Source organism: Sphingomonas sp. PP-F2F-A104-K0414 (genome assembly GCF_004340945.1).
GTDB lineage: Bacteria > Pseudomonadota > Alphaproteobacteria > Sphingomonadales > Sphingomonadaceae > Sphingomonas.
Window position 1 is genome coordinate 165072 of the sequence record NZ_SLYD01000004.1, and the last position, 23561, is coordinate 188632.

The 23561-nt window shown below is 65.4% G+C and carries 21 protein-coding genes; 12 read left to right on the forward strand and 9 right to left on the reverse strand.

The genetic code is table 11. From position 1 onward, the window contains the following. Positions 1 to 13: 13 nt before the first annotated feature. Both C8J46_RS10715 and C8J46_RS10720 read right to left on the reverse strand, forming a co-directional pair. Positions 14 to 832, reverse strand: coding sequence for a hypothetical protein (locus C8J46_RS10715; protein WP_132738688.1), 819 nt, complete (start codon positions 830 to 832; stop codon positions 14 to 16). Next, the gene (locus tag C8J46_RS10720) at positions 829 to 2040 is read right to left on the reverse strand and encodes a TIGR04063 family PEP-CTERM/XrtA system glycosyltransferase (protein WP_132738691.1); all 1212 of its coding nucleotides are present in this window, start codon (positions 2038 to 2040) and stop codon (positions 829 to 831) included. The genes C8J46_RS10715 and C8J46_RS10720 overlap by 4 nt, the downstream gene beginning before the upstream one ends. A gap of 98 nt (positions 2041 to 2138) precedes the next feature. Between C8J46_RS10720 and C8J46_RS20825 the strand changes: the two genes are divergently transcribed. Genes C8J46_RS20825 through C8J46_RS10730 form a run of 3 tightly spaced genes read left to right on the forward strand, consistent with a single transcriptional unit; the run spans position 2139 to position 4739 of the window. Further along, positions 2139 to 2294: a hypothetical protein gene (locus tag C8J46_RS20825; protein ID WP_165886523.1), complete on the forward strand. Its 156-nt coding sequence runs from the start codon at positions 2139 to 2141 to the stop codon at positions 2292 to 2294. Further along, positions 2287 to 3651 (forward strand): putative O-glycosylation ligase, exosortase A system-associated, encoded by a 1365-nt coding sequence (locus tag C8J46_RS10725; RefSeq protein ID WP_132738695.1) that lies wholly within the window; start codon positions 2287 to 2289, stop codon positions 3649 to 3651. The genes C8J46_RS20825 and C8J46_RS10725 overlap by 8 nt, the downstream gene beginning before the upstream one ends. Continuing rightward, complete coding sequence (locus C8J46_RS10730) at positions 3648 to 4739, forward strand: acyltransferase (RefSeq protein WP_243643326.1); 1092 nt, start codon at positions 3648 to 3650, stop codon at positions 4737 to 4739. The genes C8J46_RS10725 and C8J46_RS10730 overlap by 4 nt, the downstream gene beginning before the upstream one ends. Before the next feature lie 55 nt (positions 4740 to 4794). Here the strand turns inward: C8J46_RS10730 and C8J46_RS10735 are convergent, their stop codons facing one another. Then, positions 4795 to 5358 carry a type 1 glutamine amidotransferase domain-containing protein gene (locus tag C8J46_RS10735; RefSeq protein ID WP_132738698.1) on the reverse strand — a complete coding sequence of 188 codons (564 nt, stop codon included), beginning with the start codon at positions 5356 to 5358 and terminating at the stop codon, positions 4795 to 4797. 163 nt (positions 5359 to 5521) lie between these two features. Between C8J46_RS10735 and C8J46_RS10740 the strand changes: the two genes are divergently transcribed. The 5 genes from C8J46_RS10740 (at position 5522) to C8J46_RS10760 (ending at position 10483) form a co-directional block, all read left to right on the forward strand. Further along, positions 5522 to 6490 carry a DNA topoisomerase IB gene (locus C8J46_RS10740; RefSeq protein WP_132739549.1) on the forward strand — a complete coding sequence of 323 codons (969 nt, stop codon included), beginning with the start codon at positions 5522 to 5524 and terminating at the stop codon, positions 6488 to 6490. Between the two features lie 11 nt (positions 6491 to 6501). Continuing rightward, positions 6502 to 7668, forward strand: coding sequence for a mechanosensitive ion channel domain-containing protein (locus C8J46_RS10745; protein WP_132738701.1), 1167 nt, complete (start codon positions 6502 to 6504; stop codon positions 7666 to 7668). Positions 7669 to 7798: 130 nt separating this feature from the next. Next, entirely contained in the window at positions 7799 to 8257 is a 459-nt protein-coding gene (locus tag C8J46_RS10750) for a MaoC family dehydratase (RefSeq protein ID WP_132738704.1), read from the forward strand. Between the two features lie 139 nt (positions 8258 to 8396). Then, positions 8397 to 9575 carry an acetyl-CoA C-acyltransferase gene (locus tag C8J46_RS10755; RefSeq protein WP_132738707.1) on the forward strand — a complete coding sequence of 393 codons (1179 nt, stop codon included), beginning with the start codon at positions 8397 to 8399 and terminating at the stop codon, positions 9573 to 9575. A 410-nt stretch (positions 9576 to 9985) separates the two neighbouring features. Beyond that, entirely contained in the window at positions 9986 to 10483 is a 498-nt protein-coding gene (locus C8J46_RS10760; protein ID WP_132738710.1) for a pyridoxamine 5'-phosphate oxidase family protein, read from the forward strand. A 152-nt stretch (positions 10484 to 10635) separates the two neighbouring features. Here the strand turns inward: C8J46_RS10760 and phaZ are convergent, their stop codons facing one another. After that, positions 10636 to 11868 carry a polyhydroxyalkanoate depolymerase gene (gene phaZ / locus C8J46_RS10765; protein WP_132738713.1) on the reverse strand — a complete coding sequence of 411 codons (1233 nt, stop codon included), beginning with the start codon at positions 11866 to 11868 and terminating at the stop codon, positions 10636 to 10638. 151 nt (positions 11869 to 12019) lie between these two features. Between phaZ and C8J46_RS10770 the strand changes: the two genes are divergently transcribed. After that, positions 12020 to 13795 (forward strand): ABC transporter transmembrane domain-containing protein, encoded by a 1776-nt coding sequence (locus tag C8J46_RS10770; protein WP_132738716.1) that lies wholly within the window; start codon positions 12020 to 12022, stop codon positions 13793 to 13795. 223 nt (positions 13796 to 14018) lie between these two features. On the opposite strand, the gene C8J46_RS10775 is transcribed toward C8J46_RS10770, so the two are convergent. Next, positions 14019 to 14357, reverse strand: coding sequence for a TfoX/Sxy family protein (locus C8J46_RS10775; protein ID WP_132738719.1), 339 nt, complete (start codon positions 14355 to 14357; stop codon positions 14019 to 14021). A gap of 108 nt (positions 14358 to 14465) precedes the next feature. Here C8J46_RS10775 and C8J46_RS10780 point away from each other — a divergent pair, with 108 nt between their 5' ends. After that, on the forward strand, positions 14466 to 15623 hold the full coding sequence (locus tag C8J46_RS10780; RefSeq protein WP_132738722.1) for a saccharopine dehydrogenase NADP-binding domain-containing protein: 1158 nt from the start codon (positions 14466 to 14468) through the stop codon (positions 15621 to 15623). Between the two features lie 162 nt (positions 15624 to 15785). On the opposite strand, the gene C8J46_RS10785 is transcribed toward C8J46_RS10780, so the two are convergent. Then, positions 15786 to 16082 carry a hypothetical protein gene (locus tag C8J46_RS10785; protein ID WP_132738725.1) on the reverse strand — a complete coding sequence of 99 codons (297 nt, stop codon included), beginning with the start codon at positions 16080 to 16082 and terminating at the stop codon, positions 15786 to 15788. 52 nt (positions 16083 to 16134) lie between these two features. Further along, complete coding sequence (locus tag C8J46_RS10790; protein WP_132738728.1) at positions 16135 to 18447, reverse strand: RNB domain-containing ribonuclease; 2313 nt, start codon at positions 18445 to 18447, stop codon at positions 16135 to 16137. Positions 18448 to 18500: 53 nt separating this feature from the next. Here C8J46_RS10790 and glpD point away from each other — a divergent pair, with 53 nt between their 5' ends. Both glpD and C8J46_RS10800 read left to right on the forward strand, forming a co-directional pair. Beyond that, positions 18501 to 19976: a glycerol-3-phosphate dehydrogenase gene (gene glpD, locus C8J46_RS10795; protein ID WP_132738731.1), complete on the forward strand. Its 1476-nt coding sequence runs from the start codon at positions 18501 to 18503 to the stop codon at positions 19974 to 19976. Positions 19977 to 20041: 65 nt separating this feature from the next. After that, positions 20042 to 20311, forward strand: coding sequence for a hypothetical protein (locus C8J46_RS10800; protein WP_132738734.1), 270 nt, complete (start codon positions 20042 to 20044; stop codon positions 20309 to 20311). Positions 20312 to 20876: 565 nt separating this feature from the next. Here the strand turns inward: C8J46_RS10800 and C8J46_RS10805 are convergent. Next, positions 20877 to 21596, reverse strand: a complete 720-nt coding sequence (locus tag C8J46_RS10805) for an SPOR domain-containing protein (RefSeq protein WP_132738737.1) — start codon at positions 21594 to 21596, stop codon at positions 20877 to 20879. Then, a complete protein-coding gene (gene argS / locus C8J46_RS10810) occupies positions 21596 to 23320 on the reverse strand; it encodes an arginine--tRNA ligase (RefSeq protein WP_132738740.1) in 1725 nt (574 codons plus the stop codon). The genes C8J46_RS10805 and argS overlap by 1 nt, the downstream gene beginning before the upstream one ends. Positions 23321 to 23561: the final 241 nt, after the last annotated feature.

Genomic DNA, 23561 nt, shown 5'->3' on the forward strand with positions numbered 1-23561 from the left:
GGACGGTCACACCCTAGTGCGAGCCGATACGCCCCCGCTTCAGCGCGCCCTGTTCGAGCCGCAGGAGCAGTGCCTCGATCGTCGGCGGCGTGGCCGGCTCGGCGGGCGGGCGACTGGGTCGCGCAATCGGGGTCGGCGCGATCATCTCGGGCGTAGGGTCGGGCATGGTTTCGGGCACCGGCTCGGGAGCATCCTCCTCCAACGCAACTTCGATCGGCCGCTCGACCGGCTTGCGCGCAGGCGCGGTCACGAACGTCGCCGGTTCCGCCGAGCGCGGCATCTCCACCACCGGCGCGATCATCGGCTGTGCGAGCGGGGCGACCGGGCGCACCGGCTCCATCGGCACCGGCAGGATCGCCTTCGGATCGAACGCGGCGAGCGGCAGGTCGAGATCGGCCGGTATCGTCCGCTCGTCACGCGCGCGGTTGGTACCGATCCCCAGTTCCATCATCGGCGTGCCCAGATCCGCTGCCGACATGGGTTTACGCGGTGGTGCATCCGGATGCGCATCGGCGCGGCGCACCACCGGCACGCCATCTTCGCGCGGCGCACGGCGGACGAGAAACCCGCCCGGCCCGAACAGCAGGAACAACGACGACCACAGCAACGCGCCCACCAGCAGCCCGCTGCCGAGCGCCAGAAGGACGCGCGCAATCATCCCCAGCGGCGGCGCGGCGGCCGGCACCAGTGCGGCCACGCCGGTGGTCCACACCAGAGTCTCCAGCGTGTCGCTCGAGATCACCAGCACGCCGATGGCGGCGAGCAGCCCACCGGCCACCGCGCCATAAAGCGGCAGCGCGCGGATCAGGGGTTGGCGGCCAAGCGCGATCATCGTTTTTCCCGTGCGGCGGCCGCGATCAGCCGTCCATAAAGAGGATCATAGCGCCGAATGTTTGACGACCAGTTACGTTCATCCTTAACGAACGCGCGACCCCGCGCCCGCCGCTCGTCCCAACCCGACCGATCCGCGAACATGCCCGCCAGCGCGGTCGCGATCGCCTGCGGATCGTCGGGCGGAAACAGCGTTCCCGTCTCTCCGTCGCGGATCAGTTCGCGGTGCCCGCCGACATCCGATGCCGCCACCAGCCGGCCCTGCGCCATCGCTTCAAGCGGCTTCAACGGCGTGACCAGATCGGTCAGCCGCATGCGTTTGCGCGGATAAGCGAGGATGTCGACCAGCCCGTAGTAGCGCTCGACCTCCTGATGCGGCACGCGCCCGATGAAGCGGATCGCATCGGCCACCGGCGATGCCGCCGCTTGCGCGCGCAACGCCGCCTCCATCGGCCCGCCACCGACCATCAACAGCCGCGCCTTGGGCAACTTGGCTACCAAAGCCGGCATCGCCGCGATCAGGTCGTCGAGCCCTTCGTAATCGTAAAAGCTGCCGATGAACCCGACGACATCCGCGCCATCGAGCCCCAACTCAGCCTCCAGCGCATCGTCGCGCGGCGGCGCCGTCCCGAACAGGTCGAGATCGACGCCATTGGGCGACACCGTGATCTTGTCCGCCGCGATCCCCCGCGCGACCAGATCGCTGCGCAGGCCTTCGCAGATCACCGCCACCGCGTCCGCGCGCCTGACGGCCCAGGTCTCCAGCGCCCGCGTCGCGCGGTATCGCAGCGACGTCGCCGTCCCCGTCCCGTTGCCGACCGCAGCATCCTCCCAGAACGCGCGGATCTCGTACACCAAGGGCAGCTTCCGCTTGCGCGCGACGATCAGCGCGGCGAGCGCATCGATCACCGGCGAATGCGCGTGGAGGATGTCGGGCTTAAAGGCATCGACCGCCGCCTCGATCCGCTTTGCGAACGCCGCGATCCCGACGACCTCGCCGACCGGACCCGGCTTCACCCCCGCCGCGGTGCGGTGAAAGGTCAGCCCGTCGACCGACTCCACCGACGCTGGTGCCACGCCGTGCCGCGGGCCGGTAACGGCTGCGACGGTCCACCCCAGCCCCTCCTGCGCCTTGAGGATCGCCCGGGTGCGGAACGTGTAGCCACTTTGCAGCGGCAGGCCATGATCGAGGATATGAAGGATACGCATCGTCGACGTCGTCTGCCACAGATCGCTTAACGGCGCGTCAACCGACTATGGCTACGCACGAATCTGATGAAGCGCTCAGAGGAAAGGAGGCCGAACCCATGATCGACAATCTCGCGCTCGGCCTCAGCCACGGGCTGATGATGCTTGCCGCATTCCTGCTGCTCAAGCGACCCGACCTCGATCGCGAGCCGAGCCCGCACGACGCGCCCGACAAGACGCGCGCGCCGATAGAGAAACCCCGCCGCGATGCGTGATCTCGCGTTCATCGCCTTTCTGCTCGCGTTCTTCGGAATGGGCTTCAAGCGGCCGTTCCTGCTCGTGCTCGTCTATGTCTATATCGACATCGTCTCGCCACAGCGGCTGACCTATCTGCTGCTCAACTCGGTGCCGATTTCGCTGATCGCGGTCGCGCTGGCGGTCGGCGGCTGGATCCTCGCCGACGACAAGCGCGACACGCGGGTCGGCGGCCGGCAGGTGCTGATCGTGCTGCTGCTGCTCTATTGCTGGGGCACGACGATCGCCGCCGACTTCCCCGCCGAGGCCAAGGAGAAATGGGACTGGGTGTGGAAGGCGCTCGCCTTTGCCGCCTTCCTCCCCCTAACCTTGCGGACGCGCGTCCGGATCGAGGCGCTGCTGCTGTTCATGATCCTCGCCGCATCGTCGATCATCGTCGTCGGCGGCATCAAGACGATCGCGAGCGGCGGCGGCGGGTACGGTCAACTCAACCTAATGGTCGACAATAATAGCGGGCTCTACGAAGGCAGCACGATCAGCGCGGTGGCGATCGCGATCATTCCGATCATCATCTGGTTCATGAGCCACGGGACGATCTTCAAACCCGACTGGCGCGTGAAAAGCTACTGCCTCGCGCTGGTCTTCGCGTGCCTGCTGATCCCGGTCGGCACCTCGACGCGCACCGGTTTGCTCTGCATCGGCTTGCTCGCGCTGCTCTCGATCCGCAACGTGAAGCGCAAGGTCGCGTATCTGGCGATGCTCGGCGTGCTGGGGGTGGCGGCGATCCCGTTCCTGCCGTCGACCTTTACCAGCCGGATGAACACCATCAAGACCTATGACGCCGACGAATCCGCCTCGACGCGGCTCGCGGTGTGGCAATGGACGATCGAATACGCGAAGACGCATCCGTTCGGCGGTGGCTTCAACGCCTATCTGGGCAACCGCATCCGCTACGATCTGAAGACCGCACCCGGCGCGACCGGGCCCGCCTCCGCCGCCCCGGCAACGCCCAAGGTCGAGGTCGACAAGGCGCGCGCCTATCACAGCGCGTATTTCGAGATGCTCGGCGAACAGGGCTATCCCGGCCTCGCCTTGTGGCTCGCGATCAACCTGATCGGCATCGTCCGCATGGAGATCGTGCGCCGCCGCTACCGTGATCCGGACGGTGAGTTTGCCTGGGCCGGACCGCTCGCCGCAGCACTCCAGAGCGGTCACATCGTCTACCTGCTCGGTGCGGCCTTCATCGCGATCGCGTTCCAGCCGTTCATCTACATGCTGATCGGCGCCCAGATCGGGCTCGACACGTATCTGTCGCGCAAGCGGAGCGAACAGTCGTTCCGGCCGATGCGCCGCAGTGCCGCGCCATCTCCGGCGTGACGGATCGCGCTCCGGTGCACGAACTCCGCGCGCTGACCGGCGTGCGCGGAATCGCGGCGTGGTTCGTCGTGTTCTACCACATCCGCCTGTCGATCGCGGGTTTGCCGATCGGTCTGCGCGACGTCTTTGCGAAGGGCTATCTCGCCGTCGACTTCTTCTTCCTGCTGTCCGGGTTCGTGATCTGGCTGACATGGTCCGGCCGTATCCGTACCGGCGGCATGAATGGAGATGGGACGAGCATCCCCCGCTTCCTGCATAAGCGCATCGCCCGAATCTGGCCGCTGCATCTGGTAACGCTCGGCGGCGCGGTCGCTTTGGCACTCGTGTTGCGCGCAACCGGCCGCAACGATCCGCAATTCGTGTTCCCCGAACTGCCGCTGCACATCCTGCTGCTGCAGAACTGGGGCTTCACCCGGCATCTCGCCTGGAACGACCCCGCCTGGTCGATCAGTGCGGAACTGGGAGCGTATCTGCTGTTTCCGGCGCTGGTGATAGCGGTGGACTGGCGACGGCTGCCGAGTCTCGCACTGCTGGCGATCGCGGTTGCGCTATTGATCGGCCTGCATCTGGCGATGGGCGCCCCGACGCTGGGCACCGACATCCCACGCTACGGCTTGCTGCGCTGCCTGATCGAGTTCACCACCGGCAGTATCGTCTGTGCGTTATGGCTGCGGTGGAGGGGTACGCGGGCACCGTTATACGGCGCGGTAGCGATCTTGGTGCTGGTCTCGCTTTGGCGCATCGGCGCACCGGAAACGCTGGTCGTCCCTGCGCTCTTCGCCGTCGCACTCCTGCTACTCGCACTGACTGCTGGGCGGGATCACAATCCGTTCGAGACGGGCTTGGTCCATTATTTCGGCGAGATCAGCTACGCGACCTATCTCAGCCACTTCATCCTGTGGAAAGCGTTCAAGCTCGCCTTCGTCAACGACGCGACCGCCGTGTCGCTCGCGAAGATAGCGCTGTACCTCGCGATGGTCCTGCTGGCCTCGATAGCGCTCTATCACCTGATAGAACGCCCCGCCCAACGCTGGCTCAACAGGCTCCCCTCCCGCTTGCGGGAGGGGTTGGGGGAGGGGCGGCCGTAAAGGTCAGCGCCCGTTCCCCTCCCCTAGCCCCTCCCGCAAGCGGGAGGGGAACAGCTCAATCGACCGGTTCGTCGGCCAGCTCTTCCTCGAGCGCGGCGATGATCGCCTTGTTGAACGCGGGGATATCGTCCGGCTTGCGGCTGGTGATCAAATTGCCGTCGACCACGACCTCCTCGTCCACCACATCCGCGCCCGCATTCTCCAGGTCCGTCCGGATCGAGGGGAAGCTTGTCACGCGACGACCGTCGATCACGTCCGCCTCGGCCAGAAGCCACGGCGCATGGCAGATCGCGGCGATGATCTTGCCGTCCTCCATGAACTCGGTGATGATCTCGATGGCGCGCTCTTCCTGGCGCATCGTGTCGGGATTGGCGACGCCGCCCGGCAGCACCAGCGCATCGTAATCGTCGGTATCGACCTCATCGAGCGTCAGGTCGGGCGTCGCCGTCTCGGCCTTGTTGATGTCGCCCTTCATGCCCTGGATCGGGTCGGTCTTGATCGACGCGAGCGTAACCTTCGCGCCTGCCGCCTCCAGCGCTTTACGCGGTTCGAACAGTTCGACGGTCTCGAAACCATCGGCGGCGAGCATCAATACGCGAGCTTGGGAAAGATCGGTCATGTCATGTCTCCAGTGAAATTCCGTGCCCCCTCAACCCCGCGCCGCGTGGGTCGTTCCGGAACGATGCGTCCTCCCGAACATTTCCAGACGAGAAGGACCCCCCGCATTGCCCATCAAGATCGTGTATTCCGACGACTCCAAGCCCGGCATCACCCGCAAGAAGATGCGGAACGGCTGGGGCTATTGGGATGCCAAGGGCGAGCGCATCACCGACCGTGACGAAATCGACCGACTGAACGCGATCGCGTTGCCCCCCGCCTATCGCGACGCTTGGTTCTGCCCCAAGCCCAACGGCCATATCCAGGCGGTCGGCTGGGATGAAAAGGGGCGGAAACAATACCGCTATCACCTCGGCTTCCGCGAAGCGCAGGAGGCCGCGAAATACGAGCGCTGCGCCGATTTCGGCCACGCCCTCCCCAAGATTCGCAAGGCAGTCGAAGCCGACCTCCGCAAACGCTCGCTTTCCCGCGAACGCGCGGTAGCGGCGGTGATCCGATTACTCGACGGCGGCCATATCCGCATCGGCAACGAAGCCTATGCCGAGGCGAACGAGAGCTTCGGCGCGACCACGCTGCGCAAGCGCCACGGTGAAGTGAAGGGCTCGACCCTGAAACTCCAGTATAGGGGCAAGTCCGGCAAGATGCGGACGCTCAAGATCACTGATCGTTCGCTCAGCAGCTTCGTCAAGAAATGCCAGGACCTCGACGAACAGCATCTGTTCGCCTGGCTCGACGACGCGGGTGTGGCGCACCCGGTCACCTCGACCGACGTCAACTGCTACATCCGCGACGTCACCGGCACCGACTTCACCGCCAAGAACTTCCGCACCTGGGCCGCCAGCGTCGCCGCGTTCGAGGCGCTCGCATCAGCCGAACGCGACCTCAGCCTCAAGGCGATGCTCGAACCCGTCGTCGCCCGCCTTGGCAACACCCACGCGATCGCTCGAAAGAGTTATGTTCACCCATCGTTGATCGCGCTCGTGAAGACCGGTCAGTCGACCTTCCGCAAGGCACTCCGCCTCCCTCGCGCCAAGCGCCATCTCAGCCGGGAGGAATGCGGCCTGATCGCGTTCCTCGAGGCCGGCACGCCCGCGACCGCCACTATCGCATCCCCACGCGCCAAAGCGGCTTGACGAGTATTTCCATGTCCAATTCCACTGCCGCCGCCAAACAGCCGATCTTCGACGCGAGCGATGTCGGCGATCACGCCCAGGGCTTCGTCACCGCCAGCTTCGCCTGGATCCAGGCCTATTGGCTCCAGATCCTGATCGCGTTCGGGATCGGTGCGGTCATTGTCATCGTGCTCCACACCGCACGCCGCTTCGGCAGCAAGCTCTGCGAACGGCCGCGCGCGCTCAACGGTTGGGGCATCGTCGTCGGCAAGGCGATCGCGCGCACCGGCAACTTTTTCATCGTCATGCTCGCGGCGAAACTGGTGTCGGGCTATTCCGCCGCGCCCGGCGAGGTATCAAAGACGATCGACTTCCTCTTCACCGTTGCCGCGGTGTTCCAGGCCGCCGTCTGGGTGCGCGAGATCATCTTGGGCGCCATCGAGCACCGGACGCAGTCCGAACATTATTCGGGTGAAGCGCTGCTCTCGGCGATGGGCCTGATCCGCCTGCTCGTCACCTTCGTGGTGTTCGCGGTCGCGCTGGTGGTGGTCCTCGATAACCTCGGCGTGAACGTCACCGGCCTCGTCGCGGGTTTGGGCGTCGGCGGCATCGCGATCGGCTTGGCGGCACAGGGCATCTTCGCCGACCTGTTCGCCGCGCTCGCGATCATCTTCGACCGCCCGTTCCGCCGCGGCGACTCGATCAGCTACGACACCGCCTCGGGCAGCGTCGAGGCGATCGGCCTCAAATCGACCCGCATCCGCGGGATCGACGGCGAGGAGCGCGTGATCTCGAACAAGAACCTCCTCAACAAGGAGATCCTCAACAACACGCAGCGCAATCACCGCCGCGCGAAGTTCGTCATTGGCGTCACCTACTCCACGCCCCCCGAAGTCTGCTCGCGCATCCCCGCGATGCTGAAGGAGATTGTCGAAGCCAACGACAAGATCTTCACCCGCGCCGGCTTCACCGGCTTCGGCGCATCGAGCCTCGACTTCGAGGTCCAGTTCGACAGCAAGGGCCCCGATTATGCGAGCTTCTACGACGGCCGCACGGCGGTAGGCATCGCGATCCTGAAGCGCTTCAACGACGAAAAGATCGAGATCGCTTTCCCGACCCAGGTCAATATGATGGCCGCGCCGGATGGCTCGGTCGTCATGCCGTATCCCGAAGGTAGGCCAGCGCGCGCTGAAGTTTAGAATGTCGGGTTCGCACCCGCGCCTTAGCAAATACGGGTTTTTCCACTTTTAGGTTGGTCGAGGCTTGCAGGAGCCTTGCTGACGCGCTTAGAGACGCAGTAGCGTTCAGCGCCAACCAGAGAGGAACCCCGTGGCAACGATCACCACCGCCCAGATGCAGGCCCGTATCGGCACGGAAACCGTCTCCGACTGGGTCGAGGTGACGCAGGCCATGATTGACAAGTTCGCCGACGCGACCGGCGACCACCAGTTCATCCACATCGATCCGGTCCGCGCGGCGGAAACCCCGTTCGGCGGCACGATCGCGCACGGCTTCCTGACGCTGTCGCTCATGCCGCTGCTTTCGTCGAAGGTGCCCGATGCGCCGACCATCGAGGGTGCCAAGATGGGCGTCAATTACGGCGGCAACTCGGTTCGCTTCCTGACCCCCGTCCGCTCCGGCTCGAAAGTCCGCGGCCGCTTCAAGCTGCTCTCGTTCGACGAGAAGCGACCCGGCCAATGGCAACAGACCAACGCCTTCTCGGTCGAAATCGAAGGCCAGGAAAAGCCTGCTCTGATCGCCGAATGGATCAGCCAGGTCTTCGTCTAAACATTAGCAACCAGCCCTCATCAACCAAAGTCGTCATACCAGCGCACGCTGGTATCTCCCGGTTGGAGCCACAACGCTCACCAACTGGAAGACCCCAGCTTTCGCTGGGGTGACGCGCAGAATCCTTAGGAGCCACTTCATGCGTTCAGCCGTCATCGTCTCCACCGCCCGCACGCCCATCGGCCGCGCCTATCGCGGCGGCTTCAACAACACCCCCGCCCCCACTTTGGCGGCGCATTCGATCAAGGCCGCGGTCGAGCGCGCCGGCATCGACGGCGCCGAAGTCGACGACGTCGTCTTCGGCTGCGCGCTCCAGCAAGGCCATCAGGCCGGCAACATCGCCCGCACCTCGCTGCTCCGCGCCGGGCTGCCCGTCACCGTCTCGGGCATGTCGGTCGACCGCCAGTGCGCCTCGGGCCTGATGGCGATCGCCACCGCCGCCAAGCATATCATCATCGACAACATGGACATCACGATCGGCGGCGGCGTCGAGAGCATCAGCCTCGTCCAGACCCCACAGATGCGCGTCGCCCCCGATCCCCAGCTGATCGCGATGCACAAGGACGTCTACATGCCGATGCTGCAGACCGCCGAAGTCGTCGCCAAGCGCTACGGCATCAGCCGCGACGCGATGGACGCCTATGCGCTCCAGTCGCAGCAGCGCACCGCCGCCGCGCAGGCCGCCGGCTATTTCGATGCCGAGATCATTCCCGTCGACGCCAACATGGCCATCGTCGACAAGGCGACCAAGGAAGTCACGTACAAGGACGTGACGATCACCAAGGACGAGGGCAACCGCGCCGACACCACGCTGGAAGGTCTCCAGTCGCTGAAGCCGGTGATGGGCCCCGACTTCACGATCACCGCGGGCAACGCATCGCAGCTGTCGGACGGCTCGTCATCATCGGTACTGATGGAGGAAAAGATCGCCTCGCAGCGCGGTCTCCAGCCGCTCGGCCGCTATGTCGGCATGGCGGTCGGCGGCACCGAGCCCGACGAGATGGGCATCGGCCCCGTGGTGGCGATCCCCAAGCTGCTCAAGCGCTTCGGCCTAAAGATGGACGATATCGGCCTGTGGGAGCTGAACGAGGCGTTCGCGGTGCAGGTGCTATACTGCCGCGACCATCTCGGCATCCCCGACGAGCTGCTCAACGTCAGCGGTGGCGCGATCTCGATCGGTCACCCCTACGGCATGACCGGCGCCCGCGCGACCGGCCACGCGCTGATCGAAGGCAAGCGTCGCGGCGCGAAGTATGTCGTGGTCACGATGTGCGTCGGCGGCGGCATGGGCGCAGCCGGGTTGTTCGAAGTGCTGTGAACTTGAAATCCACGCCGGTGTAGCGCATGTACTATATCGGCGTTGCATACACCGCCTTTCTTGTTTGAGCCTCGGTCGTGTCAGCGGCCGGGGCTCAATACGTTTGGGACTTGGGTGTCAGCCCAAGCCCCTCCCGTGCACCTAGCCTTTGCGTGACACTTCGATGATCTTCACGACTAATGTCGCGAAGGCGAAGAGCATGCCGAGGATCAAGCACAGATCGGCAAGTTGCATACACCTTACCTTTCTTGTTCGGCAGCAAATGCGCTGCCATTGCCATCATGACGCGCCCGAAACGATTATGCCAAGCATCATCGACCCGCGAACCGTCGGTATGATCGCCCAGGCATCGCAACCAACGTCCGCCCCACCCGTTCTCCCAGGCAATCCAAGCCACTAGGAGAATGACGATGGCCGACAAGGATACCCCGCAGGAAGTCGCAGCGAAGTTCATCGACAAGCTGAAGGCGAGCCCGTTCGTGATGATCGGCCTGCACGACGGCCAGCATTCGGGGAGCCAGCATTCCGAGCCGATGACCGCACAGATCGACGACGATCAGCCCAACACGCTGTTCTTCTTCGCCGGCCGCGACAACCGTATCGCCAAGGGCGGCGCGGCGATGGCGCAGTTCGTCGGCAAGGGTCATGATTTCTTCGCGTGCATGTCGGGCGACGTCTCGACGTCGAACGACCGCACGCAGATCGACAAGCTCTGGAACAACCAGGTCGAGGCATGGTTTCCGGGTGGCAAGGAAGACCCGAACCTGACGCTGTTGCGCTTTGACATCGACAGCGCCGAGCTGTGGGAAACCGACATCTCGATCGGCGGGCGTCTTAAGATGCTGTTCGGCGGTACGATCCAGTCGGACGAGTCGAGCAGCCACGCCGTGGTCAATTCGATCGCGTAATACTGGCGGGGAGGGGGCGAGAAACTACCGCCCCCTCCCTCCTCCGTCATCCCAGCGAAAGCTGGGATCTCCCGGTTTGAGACTCAACGCAAATCAACGAGGAGACCCCAGCTTTCGCTGGGGTGACGGACTATTGAAGCGAACTAAAAGCCTTATCCGTTCGCGGTGATGAACTCTTCAACCACCGGCGCGATCTTATCCCGCCAACGCGATCCATTGAAGATCCCGTAGTGACCGGCGCCCTCAGCCATCAGATAGCGCTTCTTCTCGTCAGGTAGTGCGGTCGCCAGCGTCAGCGCAGCCTTCGTCTGCCCCAACCCCGAAATATCATCACGCTCCCCCTCGACCGCGAGCAGACCGATGTCGGTAATCGCCGCCGGATCAACCAACCGGCCACGATGCGTCATGATCCCCCGCGGCAGCGCGTGGTTCTGGAACACGACGTCGATCGTCTGGAGATAGAATTCCGCAGTCATGTCGCAGACCGAGCGGTATTCCTCGTAGAAATCCTGGCTTTGCGACGCGCTCGCGCCGTCGCCCTGGACGAGATGCTTATACATCTCCCAATGCGAGACCATGTGGTTGCCAAGGTTCATCGACATGAACCCGGCAAGTTGCAGGAACCCTGGGTACACCTTCCGCCCCGCACCCGGATAATTGCCCGGCACCGTCGCAATCACGTTCTGCTCGAACCACGCATGCGGCCGCTCGGTCGCCAGCGTGTTGACCGCAGTCGGCGCCTCGCGCGTATCCACCGGACCGCCCATCATCGTCAGCGTCTTCGGTCGACACGGATTCTCGTCCGCGCTCATAAGAGCCGCGGCGGCGTAGCACGGCACTGAAGGCTGGCAGACCGCGAGCATGTGCGTACCGCCCTGCCCTTCGTTCGAGCCGATCTGCTCGAGGAACGCGATCAGATAATCGATATAGTCGTCGAGATCGAACCGCCCCGCCGACACCGGCACGCTGCGCGCATCACGCCAGTCGGTGATGTAGACGTCCGCGAACGGCAGCATCCGCTCGACCGTGCCGCGCAGCAACGTCGCGTAATGCCCCGACATCGGTGCCACGATCAGCAGCTTCGGACCGCCCTCGACATCCTCCCGCACGAAGCGCTTCAGCTGGCCGAAATCCTTCCGCAGCACGATCTCCTCGCGGACCGCGACCTCGCGGCCGTCGATCGTCGTCGAGTCGAGCCCGAAGGCAGGTTTTCCGCGAGTCGCATTCGCGTGTGCGAACACCTCCAACGCCGATCCGATGACCGCACCGCCGCCCAAATAGGAGAACGGGTTTGCCGGATGACTGAGCATTTCCGCACCGAAACTCGCCATTTTGCTGGCGCCCGACAACATCGATCGTTGGAATTCGTAAGCATCGTAGAGCATGCGGTATCCTTTGCCCTAATATGGGCTCCCGAAGTGGTAACGCAAATCCGCTGCGGCGCAATGCGGCATTCCAACCACATGCTCGGCGGGTCTCACGCACGATCGCCCGGTTGTCGTTGAGCGCCACCCCCGCCACTGCTAGGCCCCGCGCATGGCCAAGCCGATACCCGAAGAAAAGACGTCCCGCCGGATCGGCGATCTCGCGATGGTGTGGCGTCACGCCGCGAATTATCCACGCCAGATCGCCTTCGCCGGGCTCGCATTGCTGACGACGTCCGCGGCGACGATCGGCATCCCGTACGGGTTCAAGCGCGTGATCGATCGCGGCTTTGGTCCCGGCGAAGGCGGATCGGTCGCCAACTCGTTCCATTATCTGCTGATGATCGTCGTCGTGCTCGCCCTCGCGACCGCGGTGCGCTTCTATTACGTGTCGTGGCTCGGCGAGCGCGTCGTCGCGGATATCCGCACCAATGTGCAGCGCCACCTGCTCCGCCTGACGCCGCGGTTCTTCGAGGAGAACCGCCCATCCGAGATCGCCTCGCGCCTGACCTCGGATACGGCGCTGATCGAGCAGGTCGTCGGCAGCACGGTGTCGATCGCACTGCGCAACACCTTCACCGGGATCGGCGGGCTGATCTACCTGTTCGCGATCTCGCCCAAGCTCGCAGGCATGCTGATGATCGGCATCCCGCTGATCATCCTGCCGATCGCGCTGCTCGGCAAGCGCGTCCGCAACTACTCGCGCACGTCGCAGGACCGCGTCGCCGACGTCGGTTCGATCGCTACGGAAACGCTCGGCGCGATGAAGGTCGTGCAGGCGTTCGGCCAGGAAGACCGCGAGGCGATCCGCTTCTCCGACGCGGTCAGCGCGACCTTCGCTGCCGCCCGCGCGCGGATCATGCTCCGTGCGGTGATGACCGCGATCGTAATCGGCCTCGTGTTCGGTTCGATCACATTGGTCCTGTGGGAAGGCGCGATCGACGTCGCCGCGGGCCGCATCAGCGGCGGCGCAATCGCCGCGTTCGTGCTGACGGGCGGGATCGTCGCAGGCGCATTCGGCGCGCTGACCGAAGTCTATGGCGACCTGCTGCGCGGAGCCGGTGCCGCCGGGCGGCTGTCCGAGCTGCTCCGCGAAAAGCCCGAAATCGCCGCACCCGCCAACCCGGTCGCATTGCCGCAGCCGCCGCGTGGCGCGCTCGCGTTCGAAAACGTGCAGTTCCACTACCCAACGCGCCGCGACGTCGCCGCACTCAACGGCTTCTCGCTCGACGTGAAGCCAGGCGAGACGGTCGCGGTCGTCGGCCCCTCGGGTGCGGGCAAGACCACCCTCTTCCAGCTGGTCCAGCGCTTCTACGACCCCGACGCCGGCCGCGTGACGCTCGACGGGATCGACCTGCGCGACGCCGACCCGGCGGAAGTCCGCGCGCGCATCGCGATGGTCCCGCAGGAGACGATCATCTTCGGCGCCTCGGCGCGCGACAACCTACGTTACGGCGACTGGTCCGCAACCGACGACCAGCTCTGGGCCGCTGCCGAAGCCGCAAACGCCGCCGAGTTCCTGCGCAAACTGCCCGACGGCCTCGACACGTTCCTCGGCGAAGGCGGCGCGCGGCTGTCGGGTGGACAACGCCAGCGCGTGACGATCGCCCGCGCGCTGCTCCGCGATGCGCCGATCCTGTTGCTCGACGAGGCGACCAGTGCGCTGGATGCCGAGAGCGAGCGGCTAGTCCAGGAGGCGCTCGAGCGACTGATGGCAAACCGCACCACGCTGGTCATCGCGCACCGCCTCGCCACCGTGCGCGCGGCGGAACGGATCATCGTGATGAACGACGGGCAGATCGTCGAGGAAGGCTCGCACGGGACGCTGATGACCAACAGCGGGCTGTATGCCCGGCTGGCGAGTTTGCAGTTCAACGAGGCGGCGTAGAACCGATCGCCGGCAGGCCGTTTTAGGTCGCGATAGTCCCCAAGCTCTCCGTCTCCCCGGACTGGGTAGGTAATCTTACCTGACCGACAATCACCTCCCTGGCGGAGGCCGGGGTCCAGTTGGGAAACGTCGATGACGACGGCTACGCTCCGTTACCGCGACCTCACCAACTGGGCCCCGGCCTCCGCCGGGGAGGTGCACGCGTTTAAAAAGAAGCGGCGTCCTAGCCCTTCTTGGCCTTGGCCTTCTTCGGTTTCGGCACAGGCAATTCCGCGGTCGATATACGGACGAGGTCTGCTAGCCACTCTGCATCGTCCCAGCGATCAGCATCGACCAGCAAACACGGTTTCGCGCCCGGATACGGCGCACCCTCGTCGATCGCCCCCGCAAACGCGCGGCCTCCTAGGGTCGGCTTCACGAACAGCTGGTCGTCGCAGATCAGGCCGACCATTTTGCCATCGCAATATAGCCCATATTCGCCGAACATCGGCTTTGCGGAAACCTCCCCCGCCGCGGCGAGCTGGTCGACGATGAACGCGACGGTTTTTCGATCGGATGCCATCTGCCGATGCTGGCAGATCGGCGCGCCGATGGCGAGCTACTCCGACGATGGTGTATAGCTTGCGACGCCGCGTCCACGCGCGCAAACTCGGCGAAACAGGAGATGGACATGCGCGACTTCGACATCATCGTGTACGGCGCTACCGGGTTCACCGGGCGGCTGGTTGCCGAATATCTCGTCCAGACCTACCCGACCGGCGTCCGCTGGGCGATGGCAGGCCGCTCTCTGGCGAAGCTCCAGCAAGTCCGCGACCTGATCGGTGCGCCCGCCGATACAGCGCTCATCACCGCCGACTCGGACGATTCCGCCAGCCTTCGCGCGATGGCGGAGCGCGGCACTGTCGTCATCTCGACGGTCGGCCCGTACCAGCTTTACGGCTCGGACCTCGTCGCCGCCTGCGCCGCGACCGGCACCGGCTATGTTGACCTCTGCGGTGAACCCGCCTGGATGCGCCACATGATCGACGCGCATGAGGACGAAGCCACGCGAACCGGCGCGCGGATCGTGTTCTCGTGCGGGTTCGACAGCATCCCGTTCGATCTCGGCGTGCTGACGTTGCAGGACGCCGCGAAGGCGAAATACGGCATCCCCGCACCCCGTGTGAAAGGTCGCGTGCGGAAAATGCAGGGGACGTTCTCGGGCGGCACCGCGGCGAGCCTAAAGGCGACGCTCGCCGCCGCCGCGCGCGATCCCGGCATCGTCAAGTTGCTCACGAGCCCGTTCGCGCTCACCCCCGGCTTCAGCGGCCCGCACCAGCCAACCGGGCTGATCCCCGAATACGACACGACCATTTCTGCGTGGGTAGCACCCTTCGTGATGGCGCCGATCAACACCAAGAACGTCCACCGCACCAACTTCCTGCTCGGCGAGGCCTATGGCGCGGACTTCGTCTATGACGAAATGATGGTCGCGGGACTGGGGGATCTCGGCAAGGTCGCGGCGGAGGCGATCGCGAAGTTCAATCCGTTCTCGAGCGACAAGGGGCCGAAGCCCGGCGAAGGGCCATCGAAGGAGGAACGCGACGCCGGGCACTACGACCTGTTGTTCGTGGGCATCATGCCCGATGGGGAGCGGATCGACGCGGTCGTCGCGGGCGATCGCGACCCGGGGTATGGCTCGACCAGCAAGATGATCGCGGAGGCGGCGCTGTGCCTCGTGCAGGACGTGCAGGGCGATGGCGGCATCTGGACGCCGGGCGCGTTGATGGGGGCAAAACTGCGCGATCGGCTGGTGGCAAAGGCGGGTCTGAGCTTCACGGTCGGATGATGTGAAGCGGGATCATTGGTCCCGCGAAAATACCCGCCTGCTTGTTCTCCCGCGAAGACGGGAGCCCAGTCTGGGTCCCCGCCTTCGCGGGGAAACACTCTTGTGGTTGCGCGTGATCGTCGGGCGCTGCCCGTATCGGACTATCGGCTTAAATTGCCGGCCTCACTCGGCCAGCGCGAACACCGTCGCCGCAGCGGCCGCACTCGCAACGACTCCCGACGTCGCAGCAATCGCCGCAGCCCGCCGGCGCACCGCACCGCGAAACGCGCCGAGCCTGCCGGCATCGAGATGATAGCGGCCCGCGCCGTCGTCGACGATCGCGCCATAGCCGCACAATCGCCGAAACGTCCCGGCGTCTTTAGCCTCATAGGCGATCGCACGGTCCGCCACGGTCGCCTTCGCCGCGACGAAATCGTTGACGATCCGTCGCCGCGATCGGCCTAGACCCAATCCGAACATGCCAGTCTCCCCCCGCATGGGTGTCGCATACCGCGAGGGGTTTGCGCAAATCCTAACGCCGCTTGCCCTGATGGCGGATGTTCGCCGGGCGCCCCCGCCGCTTGATCTCACGCACCGGCTTCCGCCCGCCGCGCAGGGGGGGAGCAGCCCCCTTCCCCTCGGGCATCTCGAAGCGCAGCGCGCCCGACACCGGGTTCGCCTCCGCCAACCGCAGTTCCAGCGTCTGGCCCTGCGCGAAGACGTCGCCGCTATGTTCGCCGGTCAGCGTCCGCGCACCCTCGTCGAAGCGGAAATACTCGCCGCCCAGATCGCGCACCGGCATCAGCCCGTCGCCGCCGATCCCCTCGACCGTCGCGAAGAAGCCGAAATTGGTCACGCCGGTGATCCGTACGTCCATCACCTGGCCGACGCGCTCTGAGAGGAACGCCGCGACATAGCGATCCGTGGTGTCGCGCTCCGCCTCCATTGCGCGGCGTTCGAGCCGACTGATGATCTCGCCGACCGACTCCATGTTGGCCGCGTCGTCCGCGGGCAACCCGCCCTCGCCGAGGCCGTATGCCGAGACCAGCGAGCGGTGGACGAGCAGATCGGCATACCGCCGGATCGGCGAGGTGAAGTGCGCGTAACTGCCGAGGCTGAGCCCGAAATGCCCGTGATTGCCGGGCGCGTAATAGGCCTGGGTCTGCGTACGGAGGATCTGCTCCATGACCTGAGGCCGGAAGTCCGCATCGCCGATCCGCTCGATGATATGGTTGAACGTTGCTGGCCGCACGACCTGCCCGAGCGCGAACGGCACGTCGAACGTCTCGAGATATTCCTTCAGCGCCGCCAACTTCTCGCGGCTCGGCGGCTCGTGGATGCGGTACATCACCGGCGCCTTCTTCGCCTCCAGCGCCTTGGCGGCGGCGACGTTGGCAGCGATCATGTAATCCTCGATCAACCGGTGCGCATCGAGCCGTTCACGCGGCGACACCGACATGATCCGCCCCTGCTCGTCGAGTACGACGCGACGCTCGGGAAGATCGAGATCGAGCGGTGCGCGGGCGTCACGCGCTTTGGCGAGCGCGTGCCAGCAGGCCCAGAGTGGCTGCAACACGGCGAGCATATCTCCCCTCCCGTTTACGGGAGGGGTCGGGGGAGGGGCTTCCTGACTCACGGTCGGATCGAGCACGGCACTGCCCTCCCCCGACCCCTCCCGCAAGGCGGGAGGGGAGGACGAGTCGATAATCGCCTGCGCCTCTTCATACGCCAGGTTCGCCGCGATCCGCACCACCGCGCGCGTAAAGCGCCACGACTTCAGCGAGCCATCCTTGCCGATCCGCAAATGGCACGCGAGCGCGGCGCGATCCGCGCCTTCCTTCAGCGAACACACCTCTGCCGACAGGATCTCGGGCAACATTGGCACCACGCGATCAGGGAAATACACCGAGTTCCCACGCCGCCGCGCCTCGCGGTCGACCTCGGACTTGGGCCGCACGTAGAAGCTGACATCGGCGATCGCGACGATCGCCTTCCACCCGCCCGCATTCGAAGGGTCGTCGTCCGCCTCCGCCCAGACCGCATCGTCGTGATCGCGCGCATCCTCAGGGTCGATCGCGACGATCGGCAGGTCGCGCAAATCCTCGCGGCCCTCTCCAAGCGGCAGTTTCGACACGCGCTCAGCCTCGTCGAGCGCCTCCTGCGAAAACACGTCCGGGATGCCGAGCTTGTGGATCGCGATCAGCGAGAAGCTGCGCGCCGCAAACGGATCCCCCAGCTTCGACACGACGCGCGCGGCAATCTTCGGCGGCTTGCCCGCGAGTTCGGCCAGCACCAGGTCTCCCGGCGCCGCGCCACCCGCATCCGCCACCGCAAACTCGCGCCGCTCGCGTTTGTCGACACCGGTCAGCCAGAGGCGCCCCGCCTCCTCGCGCAACACGCCCAGCACCTGCTCCGAGGCGGGCGCAAGCACCTTCATCGGATGCGCGATCCAGCCGTTTCCAGCCTCCTCGGTCCGCGCAAGGATGCGTTCGCCGACGCCAAGCGCACCGCGTTTCCGCTCGCGCACCCGCAACCGCGGCGGTGGGACGCCCTCCGCTTCCCACCGCTCGGGCACCGCCCAGACGTTGCCACCGTCATCGACATCCGCGATCCGCAGCACCGTCACCTTGGGGATACCGCCCATCTTGTGGAACGCGCGACCGGGGGCGCTGTCGATCAGCCCCTCGTCGGCCATGTCCTTGAGCAGTGCTTTCAGCCCGATCTTGTCCTGCGCGCTGAGCCCGAAGCCCTTGGCGATCTCGCGTTTGCCCGCGGGCACGTCGGAAGTGGCGATGAAGTCGAGGATCTGCTCGCGCGTCGGAAGACCGGCTTTTGGTTTGTACATGGGACAGAGATAGTCGGTAGGCCCAGCATTACCAAACGGCTAAAGCTCTGCACATGACGCAAAGTTACGACATTCTCATCGTCGGCGGTGGCATCAACGGTGCCGCGATCGCCCGCGAGGCGGCGCTCAACGGGCTCTCGGTCCTGCTCGTCGAAAAGGGCGACCTCGCGGGTGCGACCTCGTCCGCCTCGACCAAGCTGATCCACGGCGGCCTGCGCTATCTCGAATATTACGACTTCAAGCTGGTCGCCGAAGCGTTGCGCGAACGCGAACGCCTGGTGAAGGCCGCGCCTCACATCATCCGCCCGATGCGCTTCGTCCTGCCGCACGAGAACGCGGTGCGCCCGTGGTGGATGGTCCGGCTTGGCCTGTACCTCTACGATTGGCTTGGCGGCCGGATGACGCTGAAGCGGTCCCGCGGCCTGCGCAAGAGCGACATCGCCTATACCGCCCCGCTCAAGAACGGCGCGCGCGGCTTCGTCTATTCCGATGCGTTCGTCGACGATTCCCGCCTCACCGTGCTGAATGCGATCGACGCGCAGGACAATGGCGCCGAAATCGCAGTCCGCACCGAACTCGTCACCGCCCGCCGCGACGGCGCATTGTGGCGCGCGACGCTGTCCGACGGACGCGACGTCACTGCACGCGCGCTCGTCAATGCCGCCGGCCCGTGGGTCGCAGAGTTGCTCGGTCGGCTCGGCATCAACGCCAGCGCCGGCGTCCGACTGGTCAAGGGCAGCCACATCGTCGTGCCTAAGCTCTACGAGGGCGACCACGCTTATATCCTGCAACTGGCCGACCGCCGCATCGTCTTCGCGATCCCCTATCAGGGCCAGACCGAGATCGGCACCACCGACATCCCCGTCGACCGCCCCGAAGATGCGGTGATCGATGCGGGCGAGATCGCGTATCTCTGCGACGCTGCGAACCAGCATTTCACGCGCCAGATTACACCCGCCGACGTCACCTCGACCTGGTCCGGCGTCCGCCCGCTCTACGACGACGGCGCCAGCGAGGCGAAGGCGGTGACGCGCGACTATGTCCTCGAACTCGACACGCTTGGGGATGCCGGCGGCGCACCCTTGCTGTCGGTGTTCGGCGGCAAGATCACGACGGCACGCCATCTCGCCGAGGAAGCGCTAGACAAGATCGCCCCCGCGCTCGGTGAGACCGTCCACCCGATGACCCGCACCCGTGCCTTTCCCGGCGGCGCTATCCCTCCGTTCGCGACCTATCTCGCGCAGGTTCGCGCGCGCTGGCCCTTCCTGGGCAATGCGCGCAGCGAACGGATGGCGCATGCTTACGGCGCATTGCTCGACGAGATGCTTGCAGGGGTGAACGACGCAGCGGGTCTCGGCGCAGACCTTGGCGGTGGCCTGACGGAGATCGAAGCCCGCTGGATGCACGACCGGGAATGGGCAAGGATACCCGAAGATGCAATAATGCGTCGCAGCAAGATCGGGCTTGGCCTGAATGCGGAACAAACCGCCGCGTTCGAGGCATGGTGGGCCGACGCCTACCCCGCGTAAATCTTACACCTTGCTTGTTGCGACATTCGGCATATCCTCTTTTCGATCAAGAGAGGAAAACCCTGATGGCAACGTACCCGGACCTCCAAACCGATCCCGAAGACAAGAATCTCGTGATCCTGCAAAGCCTGATCTGCTTGCTTCGCGAAAAGAATGTGCTGTCGCGCGCCGACATCGAAGAGCTCTGTGACACGGTCAAGCGACGCGCGAACGACCATGCCAGCGATCCGCTTCCCTGCCAGATAAGCGGTGCCAAAGCCGCCGCCACCGAAGTGGCGCAGATCGGCGACTATATCGGCCGCAAATACGGCGGAAAGCACCGTCGCTCGATCTGAGTGCCGGGCACGACGCGAGCAACACGGCTTGGTGGTGCGTTGCGGATCGCGCTACTCGTCTGCATGATCGCAATGCGCGAACCTATCGCCTTTGCGGACCCGAGGGAGCACCGATGCGCTAGCGTAGCGCCCGCGAGGTCCGCGTACCTGCGGTGCTCGCAACCATAACCTTGTACGGGCTGGATATAGCGACCGACCGACTGAGGCGCGGCGACAGACGCATGCTACCGAGCGCGCAGTAACCCGTGGTCTTGGACATTCGAACAAGGCACGTCCCGCGCGCGCGATCGCGAGACGCTGAATTATCGGCATCGCGCGACCGTACTCCGGACGAAGGCTGCCCCCACCTTCTCCTCAAGGTCGGTTGGGCGTCTCGCTAGATGCGCACCTGCCGCCGACAAACGCGGGGGCGTTAGCGAGGCACGACGCTTAGAATCTACAGCGTCCCATCGGCTTTGGGACATAGCAGTACCCGGAACCGTTCCCCGCGAACGCCAGCCATAGCTCCAGCCGACGCCCCGAACAGGCGATTGCAGGGCGATGCCCCCCCGATCGTGCCGCGCGATCAGCTTGCGACGAAGCAGGTTTCGCCAGCGACACGCAACCGGCCGCAGATGTCCGCCGCCTGGTTCGCGCTGCCCGCATTGACGCGCAGACGGTACAGCGTGCGACCGCCCGTCGCGACCGGCTGGACCGACTTACCCAGCGCACCGATATAGGCGAACCGCTTGGAGAAGGTCGTCCAGGCCGCGTTGGCAACCGCCTCGCTCGGATACGCGCCCAGCTGGACCAGCGAACCACCGGAGGCCGTTCCGGCACCGTTCGGCTTCGACGGCGCCAGGGGGGTTGCGGCGACCAGGCGACCGCCCGATGCGGGCACCTGCGCGACGGCGTTGCGACCGGCCACGTCGGACGTCTTGGTCGCGACTGCCCGCTTGCCGTCGACAGGCGCTTCCGGCACGCCGCGCAGGTCGATCGCGCCGTTGCCCGATTTGCCCGCGCTGGTCGCGATCGCCGAGTCGCCCTCGCCCTTGACCTTCAGGCCGCCGGCGTCGTCAGGCTTGACCTTGTAGTCGCCCTCCTGCGCGGCGATCATCTGGCCATCGCCCGTGGGTGCGCGCTGCTGCAGCTTGTAGATACCGAAGATGATCGCGGCGAGCACCGCCAGTCCGAGCACGACCAGCGCGATGACGCGGCCGATGCCGACCGTATCCTGCTCGTCCGGCTCGACGGTTTCGAGCCAGGGGAGCCGGTCTTCCTCACGCAGATCCATGTCTTCGGCCATCACTTCATCTCCGAAACCGCTTCGACACCCATGATGGCGAGGCCGTTATGAATAATCTGCCCTATAGCGGACGCCAAGAAAAGCCGTGCCGCAGTCGCCTGCGGATCCTCGATCACTAGGAAACGGCGATCGGGACGGTCGTTGCCGACGTTCCACAGCGCATGAAACGCGGCGGCCAAGTCATAGAGATAAAACGCGATTCTATGCGGTTCGCGCGCCGTCGAGGCGATCTCGACCAGCCGCGGGAACTGCGCCGCGAGCTGCACGAGTGCCAATTCGTCCGTATCAAGCCGGGACAAATCGGCAGAAATAGGCGTAATTCCCGCCTCTTCCGCGCGCCGATGCAGCGATGCGATCCGCGCATGGGCGTATTGGACGTAGAAAACCGGGTTGTCCTTCGACGCCTCGACGACCTTGGCGAAGTCGAAATCCATCTGCGCATCCGACCGCCGCGTCAGCATCGTGAAGCGCACGACGTCCTTGCCGACCTCGCGCACGACGTCCGCCAGCGTGACGAAATTGCCCGAGCGCTTCGACATCTTGACCGGCTCGCCATTGCGCAACAGCCGGACCATCTGGACCAGCTTCACGTCGAACCGCGTCTTGCCGCCGGTCAGCGCCGCGACCGCCGCGACGATCCGCTTGACGGTGCCACCATGATCCGCGCCCCAGATGTCGATCAGCTGATCGGCGCTCTGGCTCTTCTGGAAATGATAGGCGAGATCGGCACCGAAATAGGTCCACGACCCGTTCGACTTCTTGATCGGGCGATCCTGGTCGTCGCCGAACTGCGACGAGCGGAACAGCGGCAGCTCGACCGGCTCCCAATCGTCCGGCGTCTCGCCCTTCGGCGCTTCGAGCACGCCGTCATAGACGAGATCGCGCGACCGCAGTTCCGCCTCGGCCGCCTCAGGCTTCTTTGCAGCCTGCAGTTCGGCCTCGGACGCGAACACCTCATGCTCGATCCCAAGCAGCGCCAGATCGGCACGGATCATCACCATCATCGCGGCAACCGCCTGCGTGCGAAAGACGACCAGCCATTCGCTCTCGGGCGCGCCGACGTAGCGGTCGCCGAACTCCTTCGCGAGCGACTGCCCGACGGGGACGAGATAGTCGCCGGGGTACAGGCCCTCGGGGATCTCGACGGTCTCGCCGAGCGCCTCGCGGTACCGCAGGTGGACCGAACGCGCGAGCACGTCGACCTGACCGCCGGCATCGTTGACGTAATATTCGCGGATCACCTTGTGGCCAGCGAACTCAAGCAGGCTGGCGAGTGCGTCGCCCACGACTGCACCGCGGCAATGGCCCATGTGCATCGGGCCAGTCGGGTTTGCCGAGACATACTCGATGTTTACGGTGATCCCGTCGCCCTGCTTCGAGCGGCCGTAATCCGCGCCGGCCTCGGGAATTGCAGCCAGTTCGGCGCGCCAGGCGTCGTCGGTCAGCTTCAGGTTGATGAAGCCGGGTCCTGCTACGCTCGCCGAGGCGACGTCCTCGAGCTTCGACAGTTCGACGACCAGCGCATCGGCCAGCACGCGCGGATTGGTCTTGGCGGGCTTGGCGAGCACCATCGCGGCGTTGGTCGCGAGATCGCCGTGGCTGGTGTCGCGCGGCGGCTCGACCGTGACGTTCTTGCGATCGAGACCGGCCGGCAGCGTCCCCGCCGCGGTCAGCGTGTCGAGCGCCGCATCGATATGCGCGGCGAAACGGGTGTAGAGCGTCATGGCAGTCCCGGTACGTCAAGGAAGCGCGCGCTCTAGACCATCGCGGCGCGGCGCTCAATTTTAATCCCGTCGGAGGGGCCGCCGTCAGCGCCCCCCGGCCCGATCCACCCCATTGGAAAGCCAGCCCCGTTCCCCCGCGGACGCGGGGGCCCAGCTGTGCCACATGCACCGCCCGAGATCCTGGGCCCCCGCGTTCGCGAGGGAACAGAAGTGTATTGAGACGAGAACCTTGGGAAACGGA

Bases quoted from the DNA above. Each gene is read 5' to 3' on its own strand.
- C8J46_RS10715 (WP_132738688.1), bottom strand. From the start codon at position 832: ATGATCGCGCTTGGCCGCCAACCCCTGATCCGCGCGCTGCCGCTTTAT.
- C8J46_RS10720 (WP_132738691.1), bottom strand. From the start codon at position 2,040: ATGCGTATCCTTCATATCCTCGATCATGGCCTGCCGCTGCAAAGTGGC.
- C8J46_RS20825 (WP_165886523.1), top strand. From the start codon at position 2,139: ATGATCGACAATCTCGCGCTCGGCCTCAGCCACGGGCTGATGATGCTT.
- C8J46_RS10725 (WP_132738695.1), top strand. From the start codon at position 2,287: ATGCGTGATCTCGCGTTCATCGCCTTTCTGCTCGCGTTCTTCGGAATG.
- C8J46_RS10735 (WP_132738698.1), bottom strand. From the start codon at position 5,358: ATGACCGATCTTTCCCAAGCTCGCGTATTGATGCTCGCCGCCGATGGT.
- C8J46_RS10740 (WP_132739549.1), top strand. From the start codon at position 5,522: ATGCGGAACGGCTGGGGCTATTGGGATGCCAAGGGCGAGCGCATCACC.
- C8J46_RS10745 (WP_132738701.1), top strand. From the start codon at position 6,502: ATGTCCAATTCCACTGCCGCCGCCAAACAGCCGATCTTCGACGCGAGC.
- C8J46_RS10755 (WP_132738707.1), top strand. From the start codon at position 8,397: ATGCGTTCAGCCGTCATCGTCTCCACCGCCCGCACGCCCATCGGCCGC.
- C8J46_RS10760 (WP_132738710.1), top strand. From the start codon at position 9,986: ATGGCCGACAAGGATACCCCGCAGGAAGTCGCAGCGAAGTTCATCGAC.
- phaZ (WP_132738713.1), bottom strand. From the start codon at position 11,868: ATGCTCTACGATGCTTACGAATTCCAACGATCGATGTTGTCGGGCGCC.
- C8J46_RS10770 (WP_132738716.1), top strand. From the start codon at position 12,020: ATGGCCAAGCCGATACCCGAAGAAAAGACGTCCCGCCGGATCGGCGAT.
- C8J46_RS10775 (WP_132738719.1), bottom strand. From the start codon at position 14,357: ATGGCATCCGATCGAAAAACCGTCGCGTTCATCGTCGACCAGCTCGCC.
- C8J46_RS10780 (WP_132738722.1), top strand. From the start codon at position 14,466: ATGCGCGACTTCGACATCATCGTGTACGGCGCTACCGGGTTCACCGGG.
- C8J46_RS10785 (WP_132738725.1), bottom strand. From the start codon at position 16,082: ATGTTCGGATTGGGTCTAGGCCGATCGCGGCGACGGATCGTCAACGAT.
- C8J46_RS10790 (WP_132738728.1), bottom strand. From the start codon at position 18,447: ATGTACAAACCAAAAGCCGGTCTTCCGACGCGCGAGCAGATCCTCGAC.
- glpD (WP_132738731.1), top strand. From the start codon at position 18,501: ATGACGCAAAGTTACGACATTCTCATCGTCGGCGGTGGCATCAACGGT.
- C8J46_RS10800 (WP_132738734.1), top strand. From the start codon at position 20,042: ATGGCAACGTACCCGGACCTCCAAACCGATCCCGAAGACAAGAATCTC.
- C8J46_RS10805 (WP_132738737.1), bottom strand. From the start codon at position 21,596: ATGGCCGAAGACATGGATCTGCGTGAGGAAGACCGGCTCCCCTGGCTC.
- argS (WP_132738740.1), bottom strand. From the start codon at position 23,320: ATGACGCTCTACACCCGTTTCGCCGCGCATATCGATGCGGCGCTCGAC.